This is a genomic window from Frankia sp. AgB1.9, assembly GCF_016786355.1.
Taxonomy (GTDB): domain Bacteria; phylum Actinomycetota; class Actinomycetes; order Frankiales; family Frankiaceae; genus Pseudofrankia.
Map to the genome: position 1 here is coordinate 20,366 of NZ_JADWYX010000115.1, position 10,083 is coordinate 30,448.

General features: G+C 74.0%; 10 protein-coding genes. 6 read left to right on the plus strand and 4 right to left on the minus strand.

Annotation, left to right across the window (positions count from 1 at the left end):
* Positions 1-21: 21 nt before the first annotated feature.
* A complete protein-coding gene (locus I6A60_RS32785; protein ID WP_374113383.1) occupies positions 22-486 on the plus strand; it encodes a MarR family winged helix-turn-helix transcriptional regulator in 465 nt (154 codons plus the stop codon).
* Between the two features lie 6 nt (positions 487-492).
* Here I6A60_RS32785 and I6A60_RS32790 read toward each other — a convergent pair whose 3' ends face one another.
* Positions 493-1,251 carry an IclR family transcriptional regulator gene (locus I6A60_RS32790; RefSeq protein ID WP_203023246.1) on the minus strand — a complete coding sequence of 253 codons (759 nt, stop codon included), beginning with the start codon at positions 1,249-1,251 and terminating at the stop codon, positions 493-495.
* A 71-nt stretch (positions 1,252-1,322) separates the two neighbouring features.
* On the opposite strand from I6A60_RS32790, the gene pcaH reads away from it, so the two are divergent.
* The 5 genes from pcaH to I6A60_RS32815 all read left to right on the plus strand — a co-directional run bounded on the left by pcaH (position 1,323) and on the right by I6A60_RS32815 (position 6,752).
* Positions 1,323-2,144 (plus strand): protocatechuate 3,4-dioxygenase subunit beta, encoded by an 822-nt coding sequence (pcaH, locus tag I6A60_RS32795; RefSeq protein WP_238436736.1) that lies wholly within the window; start codon positions 1,323-1,325, stop codon positions 2,142-2,144.
* Positions 2,141-2,710: a protocatechuate 3,4-dioxygenase subunit alpha gene (gene pcaG / locus I6A60_RS32800; RefSeq protein ID WP_203023247.1), complete on the plus strand. Its 570-nt coding sequence runs from the start codon at positions 2,141-2,143 to the stop codon at positions 2,708-2,710. The genes pcaH and pcaG overlap by 4 nt, the downstream gene beginning before the upstream one ends.
* Positions 2,711-2,716: 6 nt before the next feature.
* Positions 2,717-3,952, plus strand: a complete 1,236-nt coding sequence (locus I6A60_RS32805) for a lyase family protein (protein ID WP_203023248.1) — start codon at positions 2,717-2,719, stop codon at positions 3,950-3,952.
* A 1-nt stretch (position 3,953) separates the two neighbouring features.
* Complete coding sequence (locus I6A60_RS32810) at positions 3,954-5,138, plus strand: 4-hydroxybenzoate 3-monooxygenase (protein WP_203023259.1); 1,185 nt, start codon at positions 3,954-3,956, stop codon at positions 5,136-5,138.
* Positions 5,139-5,489: 351 nt separating this feature from the next.
* A complete protein-coding gene (locus I6A60_RS32815) occupies positions 5,490-6,752 on the plus strand; it encodes an ABC transporter substrate-binding protein (RefSeq protein WP_203023249.1) in 1,263 nt (420 codons plus the stop codon).
* Positions 6,753-6,800: 48 nt separating this feature from the next.
* Here I6A60_RS32815 and I6A60_RS32820 read toward each other — a convergent pair whose 3' ends face one another.
* The 3 genes from I6A60_RS32820 to I6A60_RS32830 all read right to left on the minus strand — a co-directional run bounded on the left by I6A60_RS32820 (position 6,801) and on the right by I6A60_RS32830 (position 9,910).
* Positions 6,801-7,433: a response regulator transcription factor gene (locus tag I6A60_RS32820; protein ID WP_307873978.1), complete on the minus strand. Its 633-nt coding sequence runs from the start codon at positions 7,431-7,433 to the stop codon at positions 6,801-6,803.
* A gap of 137 nt (positions 7,434-7,570) precedes the next feature.
* On the minus strand, positions 7,571-8,986 hold the full coding sequence (locus I6A60_RS32825; protein ID WP_203023250.1) for a sensor histidine kinase: 1,416 nt from the start codon (positions 8,984-8,986) through the stop codon (positions 7,571-7,573).
* A gap of 78 nt (positions 8,987-9,064) precedes the next feature.
* Positions 9,065-9,910, minus strand: a complete 846-nt coding sequence (locus I6A60_RS32830; protein ID WP_203023251.1) for an ABC transporter permease — start codon at positions 9,908-9,910, stop codon at positions 9,065-9,067.
* Positions 9,911-10,083 lie beyond the last annotated feature (173 nt).

The following is a 10,083-nucleotide window of genomic DNA, read 5'->3' on the forward strand; positions in this document are numbered from 1 at the left end:
GTATCGTCAGGTCTCCTGTCAATGCCGCTGGTCGACCGAGGGTTGAGGGGTCGCGTGGACCACCCGCCCCCGTCGCTGCTGTACTCGGTGAAGCGCCTGGAGCTGGCCGTCCGGGCCGGTCTGGACGACGTGCTGCGCGCGTCCGGCGTGACCACACTCCAATACACCGCGCTCACCGTGCTGGAACGCTCCGGTGAGGTCTCGGCGGCGCGGCTCGCCCGCGACTCGTTCGTCACTCCGCAGTCGATGGCGGACATGTTGCGCACGCTGGAGGAACGCGGCCTCATCCGGCGTGAGACCAACCCGCGCAACCGCCGGGAGTCGCTGGTCCAGCTCACGGCGGCGGGCAGCCGCCTGCTCGCGCGGTTCGCGGGGCCCGTCGCGGACCTGGAGCGGCGGATGACCGGCTCGCTCACCGCGGCCGAGCTGGACCAGGTCCAGGCGAGCCTGCGGGAGATGTGGCGCGCGCTGCTGCCCGCCCGGTAGGCCTGCTCAGGCCGGCGGCAGCGCGGCGAGCTGGCGCGAGATCCCCTGCGCGGCGACCTGCAGCGCGGCGGCGAGCCGGCCGCGGTCCCGGCGCAGCGTGGGCACGACGACGCCGATCGCGGCCACCACCTGGCCGCGGCGATGGACCGGTGTCGCGACCGAACAGGCGCCCAGCGACATCTCCTCGACCGTCGTGGCGTACCCGACCCGGCGGATCTGTCCCAGCTGCTCGTTCAGCCGGCCCGGCTGCGTGACCGTGTACGGGGTCACCCGGGCGAGCGACGCCAGAACGTCGCGGCGCACGTCCTCGGGCGCGTAGGCGAGCAGCACCTTCCCGACGCCGGTGGCGTGCAGGGGCAACGTCGAGCCGACCGAGCTGACGACCGGCACCGAGGCCCGGCCCGCCATCCGTTCCAGGTACAGCGCCCCCCGGCCGTCGCGCACCGCCAGGTGGACCGTGGCCCGGGTGGCGGCGTGGATGTCGTGCAGGAACGGCGCCGCCGTCTCGCGCAGGGTCGACTCGATCGGCGCGAGCAGCCCGAGCTCCCACAGCCGCCGGCCGACGACGTAGCCGTCGCCGGACCGGGCCAGGGCGCCGTGGCGGACCAGCTCCCCCACCAGCCGATGGGCCGTGGGCACGGGCAGCCCCGCGCGCCGCGCGAGGTCCGTCAGCGCGAGCCGCGGGTGGTGCTCGTCGAACGCGCCGAGGATCGCCATGACCCGGCCCGTGACGGTCGCGCCCGGGGTTCCGGTGTTGCCCGCCATGCACCGGATTCTTCCACTGAGCGGAAGCGCCCGCGCTCGCGGTCACCCCGGGCGCTCCTACGCTGCGCAGTATGACGCCCGCCACCAGCCCGGCGCCCGGGCTTCCGGCGCCTCAGCGTCCGGCGTCCGGGTTTCCGGCGCCCGAGCTGGAGCCGCAGTCCGTGATCAGCTCGGAGATCGCGGCCATCGCGGCCGGCTACCGGCGGGCCGGCGCCGAGGAGACCCGGCCACGGCTGGACTATCCGCCGTACCGGAGCACCGCGGCACGCCACCCCACCCGGGAGCCATACGACGTCGATCCCGAGACGATCGAACGGTGGGCGCCCTGCTTCGAGGCCGGCGAGGTCGACCCGCTGGAGGCCGACCTGACGGCCGGTCACCCCGGCGAGCCGATCGGGGAGCGCGTCGTCCTGGCCGGTCGCGTCGTCGACGGCGCGGGCCGGCCGGTCCGCGGGCAGCTGGTGGAAATCTGGCAGGCCAACGCCGCGGGCCGGTACGTCCATCAGCGTGACCAGCACCCGGCCCCGCTCGACCCGAACTTCACCGGCACCGGGCGGTGCCTGACCGACGACGACGGCCGGTACCGGTTCCAGACGGTCAAGCCAGGCCCCTACCCGTGGCGCAACCACCTCAACGCGTGGCGGCCGGCGCACGTGCACTTCTCGGTGTTCGGCGGGTCGTTCACCCAGCGCCTCGTCACGCAGCTGTACTTCCCGGGAGACCCGCTGCACGCGCTCGACCCGATCTACCAGTCGATCGTCGACGAACGGGCCCGTGACCGGCTGGTCGCCGCCTACGACCATGACCTGACCAGCCACGAGTGGGCCACCGGCTACCGCTGGGACATCGTCCTGACCGGCGGCCGGCAGACCTGGTTCGAGCCGCCCGCATGACAGCCTCCCGCCTGACGCTGATCGCGACCCCGGGCCAGACCGTCGGGCCGTTCTTCCACGACAGCCTCCCCTACGACGGCGACCGCGATCTCGTGCCGGCCGGCAGCCCCGGCGCGGTGATCCTGCGCGGCCGGGTGCTCGACGGCGCGGGCGACCCGGTGCCGGACGCGCTCGTCGAGGTCTGGCAGGCCCGCCCCGACGGGACGATCCCCCGGGAGCCCGGCTCGCTGCGCCGCGACGGGCGGACGTTCACCGGCTTCGGGCGGGCGGCCACCGGCCCTGACGGGGGCTACGCGTTCCGCACGCTCGTGCCGGGGCCGACCGAGCCGGGCCGGGCCGCGTTCTTCGCCGTCGCCGTGTTCGCGCGGGGCCTGCTGGACCGGCTCCTCACCCGGGCCTACCTGCCGGGCGACCCCGCGGCGCTGGCCGCCGACCCGCTGCTACGCTCGCTGCCCGCCGAACGGCGCCGGACCCTGGTCGCGTCGCCCGACGAACGGGGGCTCGTGTTCGACCTCCGGCTGCAGGGCCCGGACGAGACCGTCTTCCTGCGCTACCGGGGCGGGTGAGCGCGGATGAGCGACCTGTTCTGGCCGGGTGACGAACGCGCCGGGGACCTGGTGACCGCGCCGGCCTGGCTGGCGGCGATGGCCCGCGTCGAACAGGCCTGGCTGGACGCCCTCGCCCGGGCGGGCGTCGCCCCGGCCAGCGCCGTCCTGACCGGCCTCGTCGGACCGGAGGAGCTGACCGCCGTCGCCAGCGCGGCCGAGGACGCCGGCAACCCGGTGCCGGCGCTCGTGGCGCTGTGGCGGGAGCGCGCCGTGGGCCCGGGTGCCCCCTGGGTGCACCGTGGCCTGACCAGCCAGGACGTGATCGACACCAGTCTGGTCCTGCTGCTGCGCGACGCGGTCGACCGGATCCGCGCCGAGCAGCGGAACCAGGTCGCCGCGCTCGCCGCGCTCGCTCATGCCCATCGGGGCACGCTGATCGCCGGCCGGACGCTCACCCAGCACGCCGTGCCGACGACGTTCGGGCTCAAGGCCGCCGGCTGGCTGACCGGGGTGCTCGACGCGGCCGAGGCGCTCGACCGGGTGGCGCTGCCGGCGCAGTTCGGCGGCGCGGCCGGGACGCTGTCGGCCGCGGTCGAGCTGGCCCGCCGCCGCGGCCACGCCGACCCCGTCGCGGCCGTGTCCGGCGCCGCCGCGGACGCCGCGGCCACGCTCGGCCTGCGGCCCGCGCGGCCCTGGCACACGACCCGCACGACGTTCACCGCGATCGGCGACGCGCTGGCGGCCGGGACCGACGCCTGGGGCCGCATCGCCACCGATGTGGCCACGCTGTCGCGCCCGGAGGTCGGCGAGCTCGCGGAGCCGGCCGCCCCCGGCCGCGGCGGCTCCTCGACCATGCCCCACAAGCGCAACCCGGTGCTGTCGGTGCTGATCCGCCGCGCCGCCCTCACCGCGCCGGCGCTGGCCTCGACGCTGCACCTCGCGGCCGCGCTGGCCGGGGACGAGCGGCCCGACGGCGCCTGGCACGCCGAATGGCCCACCGTGCGCGACCTGGCCCGCCGCGCCGTCGTCGCGGCCAGCCATGCCAGCGAGCTGCTGCGCGGGCTGGAGGTCGACGCCGGCCGGATGCGCGCCACCGCGCGGGCCGCCTGGCCGCTCCTGACCGCCGAGCGCGGGTCGATGGCCGCCTTCGCCGGCCTCCCCGGCGGCGAGCCGTCCGAGGACGACTACCTCGGCATCGCGGACACCGTCATCACCGGCACGCTCGCCCGCGCGTATGCCTACCTGGCGGCGGGCCGGTGAGATGACCCCGGTCGCCAGCACCACCCGCACGCAGGTCGCCATCGTCGGCGGCGGCCCCGCCGGGCTGATGCTCTCCCGGTTACTCCACCTCGCCGGGCTCGACAGCGTCGTGATCGACAACCGGTCGGCTGGCACGATCGAGACCACCCACCGCGCCGGCATCCTGGAGCGCGACAGCGTGCGCCTGCTGGTCGACGCCGGGGTCGACCGGGTGCTCACCGACGGGCAGCGCCATGACGGCATCGCCCTGCGGTTCGGCGGGGTCAGCCACCGGATCGACTTCGAGGCCCTCGCGGGCAGCGCGTGCTGGCTCTACCCACAGACCGACGTCTTCGTCGACCTCCATCGAGCCCGCACCTCCGACGGTGGCGACCTGCGCTACGGCATCAGCGACACCGAGGTCACCGACGTCCTGGCCTCGCCCCGGGTCCGGTACACCGACGCGGACGGGCGGCGGCACGAGATCACGGCACAGCTGGTCGTCGGCGCGGACGGCTCCCGCAGCGGCTGCCGAACCCTCGTCACCGCCGCCACGCAGTACTTCCGCGAGTACCCGTTCGCCTGGTTCGGCGTCCTCGTCCAGGCACCTCGAAGCGCGCCGGAGCTGATCTACACCCGGGCCGCGCGGGGATTCGCCCTGGTCAGCCAACGCACCGCCACGGTGCAGCGCCTGTACTTCCAGTGCGACCCGGCCGAGAACCCGGACGACTGGTCCGACGACCGGATCTGGGCCGAGCTGCAGGGCCGGCTGGCCGGCCAGGACGGGTTCCGCCTCCAGGAGGGCCCGGTCCTCGAACGGACCGTGCTGCCGTTCCGCAGCTTCGTCCAGGCCCCGATGCGCCACGGCCGGCTGCTGCTCGCCGGCGACGCCGCCCACACCGTGCCCCCGACCGGCGCCAAGGGCCTGAACCTGGCCCTCGCCGACGTCCGGCTGCTCGCCGAGACCATCGAACAGGCCCTGGTCGGCAACGACGCCACCGCGCTGGAGCGCTACACCGCGCGGGCGCTGGAACGGGTCTGGAAGGCCCAGCACTTCTCCTACTGGCTGACCACCATGCTGCACCGGGCCGCCGGCGCGAGCGAGTTCGACGAGCTGCGCCAGCTGGGTGAGCTGACCAGCCTCGTGTCCTCGCGGGCCGGTTCGGCCTACCTCGCCGAGGGCTACACGGGCTGGCCGGCCCACTGACCCCTGACCACGGCTGACCGCCACGTCAAGACGGCGACGGGCCGGGCCGCCACGCCGAAACCGGCCGCCGCAATGGGTCCTTTGCCGCGGCATTGTGGTTACCCATTCCGCCGGCACCAACCTCGGCATCCAGCGCGACGGAATGAACGGCGCGACACGGACAAATGTGAACCCGGTCACATAGACAGTGAACGGCCGGTCACGTCCGAACACCACAGACCTGCACCGCCCGCTCCCCCCGGGGCGTCCGCGCGGTCGGCACGTTAATCTCCTGTCTCGCAGCAAGTACCGGGTGCTGGCAATGTGGGTCGAACCTGGACTGCTCGATCCTGGAATGGGAGAAGAAACCCCATGATCCTTCGCCACCCGCGTGGGCGGGCCACGACCGTGGCGATCGCGGCGGTAATAGTGGGGTTACCCGCTGCCATTACCGCCTGCCAGCCGTCGTCGAACACGGCCTCCAACGGCGCCCACTCGTGCGCGGCCGAGCCGGGCGTGACCGCCGACTCGGTCAAGGTTGGGCTGATCTATCCCGACAGCGGGCCGGCCGAGATCGCGTCCGCGTTCAAGGCGTCCCGCAGCGGGGTCGAAGCCCGCATCGGCCTGCAGAACGACCACGGCGGCGTCGAGGGCCGCAAGATCAACCTGGTGTGGGGTGACGACCAGTCCGACGCCCAGACCTTCTCACAGGTCGCGCACAATATGATTGACGACCAGAAGGTTTTCGGCCTCGTCGCCACGTCGATTGTTCTCGACCAGTCGGCCGACTGGCTCCAGAAGCAGAACGTGCCGGTCACCGGAACCGCCACCAGCGCCAACTGGAGCAACTACACCAACGTCTTCTCCGCCGGAAACCTGTTCAACACCGGTGGTACCTCGGTCTTCGGCGACTTCGTCAAGGCACAGGGCGGGACGAAGGCGCTCGTGGTCGTCGACCCGAACATCGCGGCGTCCAAGAACCTGGCGTTGCAGTTCGTGCCGAGCCTACAGAGCCGCGGGATTCAGATCGTCGACGTGGTCACCTACACCAACGGGGTCACCAACCCGGCCCGCGTCGCCGACCAGCTGCGGAAGTCCGGCGCGGACACACTCGTCGGCGCCGCCCAGTCCGACCCGTTCATCGACATCTACTCGCAGGCCAAGGCCAACGGCGCCAGGATCAAGGTGGCACTGAACGCCACCGGCTTCAGCCCGGGGCTGCTCGCCCAGCGGGGCGCCGACATGGCCGGCATGTCCATCCTGTCAAGCGTCGCCGCGCAGGACTCGGCACCCATGAAGTCGTACCTGAACGCGATCTCGACCTACGCCCCGGAGCTGACGGACCCGACCGACGAGCTCGCTCTCGCCGGCTACGTGGCCGCGGACGAGATGATTCAGGGCATCCAGCTGGCCGGCGTCTGCCCGACCCGCCAGGCCTTCATCCAGAAGATGCGCCAGGTCACCAACTTCACCTCCAGCGGCATGATCCCGCCGATCGACCTGACGAAGCCGAAGCAGCCGATTCTCTGCGAGAACTTCATGAACGTCGACGCGACGGGCCGCACCTTCGCTCCCGTGCAGCCCCCCGCCGCGCTGAACCACGACGGCTACTGGTGCGGGGTCGCGCTCCAGTAACCGCCCGCGTGCCCCTGCCGGTGCCGACCGCGGGGTCGGCACCGGCGGTCAGGCCGGGGTGATCGGTGGCAGCAGGCCGCGTTCGAGGGCGGCCGTGACGGCGTGGGTGCGGTCATCGACCTGGAGCTTGGCGAACACGCGCAGCAGATGGGTCTTCACCGTGGCCTCGCCGATGAACAGCTCCCGGCCGATCTCGGCGTTGGTGCGGCCACGGGCGACTGCGGCGAGCACCTCGGTCTCCCTGCGGGTCAACGTGACCGGGTCGGGGGCGCGCAGCCGGGACGCGAGCCGGGCGGCGACCGGCGGGGCCAGCACGGTCTCGCCGCGGGCCACCGCGCGGACCGCCTCGGCCAGCGTCTCCAGCGGGGCGTCCTTGAGCAGGTAGCCGGCGGCCCCGGCGGCGACCGCCCGCACGATGTCGGCGTCGCCGTCGTAGGTGGTCAGGACGAGCACGGCGACGTCGGGCCCCGCGGCGGTGATCCGCTCGATCGCGGCGACGCCGTCGAGGCGCGGCATCCGCAGGTCCATCAGGACGACGTCGGGCCGCAGCTCGCCGGCTCTGGCGACGGCCTCGTGGCCGTCGGCCGCCGTCCCGACGACGCGCAGGTCCGGCTGGCTGGCGAGCATGCCGACCAGCCCCGACCGGACCACCGGATGATCGTCGACCACCAGCACGTGGATCGCCGTCCGCTCGCCGGCCCTCGCCCGCTCGCCTGCCGCCGCCACGGGCCGCGCCGCGTCTGGTGTCTCGGCCGGGTCCGGCACCGGCGCGACGACCGGCTGTGAGCGGCCCTGACCCCGGCGCTGGCGGGCGGCCGTCACGGCTCGCTGACCAGGCGGGCGAGGACCTCGGTGCCCGTGCCCGGGGCCGACGTGACCCGCAGCTCGCCACCTGCCGCCTCGACCCGGCGGCGCAGGCCGGTCAGGCCCGTGCCCGGCTCGGTGCCGGCGGCGAAGCCGACCCCGTCGTCGACGACCCGCAGGATCGCCTCCCCCGGGCCTCCGGCCGCCAGGACAAGGCTCACCCGGCTCGGCGACGCGTGCCGGCGGGCGTTCGTGAGCGCCTCCTGGGCGGCGCGCAGCAGCACCAGCTCCTGCGCCGGCCGAAGGGCGAGCCAGCCGGGCGGCGCGGCCCCCGACTGGCCCGACCCGGCCGGGATCGGGTCGGCCGGGCCCGGCCCGGCTGGGACCGCGTCGGCAGACTCGCCGGCGACGCGGACGTCGACGTCGATGCCGGTCTCCCGGGTGAAGCGGCGGGCGAGCTGGGTCAGCGCGTCGCGCAGGCTGGTGCCGTCGAGCTCCACCCTCGACTGGGCCGCGACCAGTGCGCGCGCCTGCGCGAGGTTCTCCTGGGCGACCTCCTCGACGAGCTGGAGGCGCTCGCGGGCGCTCGCCGGGTCCGTCCCCAGCTGGGCGAGCGCGGTGCGGGCCAGCATGAGAATGCTGGTGTACCCCTGGGCAAGCGTGTCGTGGACGTCGCGGGCCAGCCGCTCCCGCTCGGCCTGGGCGCCGCGGTCCCGTTCCAGCGCGGCGACCTCGGCCTTGGTGCGCCCGAGCTCGCCGATCAGGCCCGCCTGGTCCCGGTTGCGGTCGAACAGCTGGTGGACCCAGATCCCGATCAGCAGGCTGAACACGACGCCGGTCAGCTCGTTGCCGATCGCGGCCACGAGCCCGAGGTGTACCTGCTCCTGGTGCAGCAGCACCCCGGCCAGGCTGGCCACGAACACCAGCAGCGTCCACACCATGCTGGGGGCTCGCCGCTCCTCGAGCGACCACACCTGCGGGTACGCGATGAACAGCAGGAACAGCCCGTCGGGCGCGACCCGGGCCAGCACGCCGATCCCGAGGACCAACACGACCAGATAAGCGGTCACCACGCAGGTCTGGCGCCGCGTGCGCACGGCGGACGGCATCCCGAACCGTGCCACGACGGCGTAGGCCACCGTGATCGCGCCGAGCGAGGCGAGGCCCGCCGGGCGCTCCCAGGCCGCCTGCTCGTCCACCGTCAGCACCGTGACCGTGGCCAGCGTGACGAGGACGACGAACGCGAGGTGCAGCCCGAGCACGATACGGCGCCAGAGCTGCGCGCCGATGGCGATCCCTTCCTCCACCGACAGGTTCGACAGAGCGCCCCATGGCTCGGCCGACAGTGGATCGGTCGACAGCCGCTCGGTCGACGGTGGCTCGGCCCGCCGGCCGGCCTCGGGACCCGCCGCCACGCCCGGGTTCGTCACGTTGGCTCCCGCCCCTCGCCGCCGGTCTCGGTACCAGTGTCGGCCGTGGTCACATCCTGATCGAGCCTCGGACGACGGTCAGGCCGGACGGCGCCAGCGGAACCGGCGGGCGCAGACGTAGAGCCCTGCGACGACCCACACGGCCAGCACCAGCGCGGTACGGCCGTGCTCCCAGCTGCCGGCGACCTCGGCCCGCGCCGCGGCGTCCGGCAGGAACACCGAACGCATCCCCTGGGTCAGCCACTTCAGCGGGAAGACGCTGGCGACGACCCGCATCCAGCCCGGCAGGTCGCTGAAGACGAAGAAGACCCCGGAGAAGAACTGCAGCACGAGAGCCATCGGCGCGATGATCGTGTCGGCGTTCTTCCCCGACCGTGGCACGAGCGACACCGCGAAGCCGAGCACGGTCCCGGCCAGGGTTCCGAGGACGGCCACCCACGCCAGCGTCAGCCAGTGGGCCGCGTCCGCGGGGAGCGGGACGTCGAAGACGAGGTGCGCGACGACGACCAGCACCGCGAGCTGGGCGCAGGTCGTGACCAGCACCTGGATGCCCTTCCCCGCGAGGTAGGAGATCGGCGGCGTGCCGAGCGCCTGCAGGCGGGCCAGCTCGCCGGCTTCGCGCTCGTGCGCGATCCGGATCCCCACCTGCTGGAAGGTGTTCAGGATGATGCCCGTCGCCGCGATCCCGGCGGTGAAGTACTCGACGTAGGTCACGCCGCCGGGCACGGTCTGGTCACCGAGGACGGAGCCGAAGATCAGCAGCATCACGGTCGGGTAGAGGAACGAGAAGACCAGGGCCTCGCGGGCCCGCACGTAGAGCCGCAGCTCCAGCGCGGCCCGCGCCCGGGCGATCCGCCACGCGCCGGGCGGCGCGGGCAGGCTGGTCGGGCCCTCGGCCGCGACGGAGGTCCGGGCGAGACTCATGATCCACTCCGGAGGATGGCGCGCGGCTCGCGCGGCTGGGCGAGGTCGGACGGGCCACCGGCGGCGGGACCGTGCGCGGCAGGTTCGTCTGAGGCAGGTGTGTCGGCGGCAGGTGTGTCGGCGGCAGGTGTGTCGGCGGCAGGTGTGTCGGCGGCAGGTGTGTCGGCGGCAGG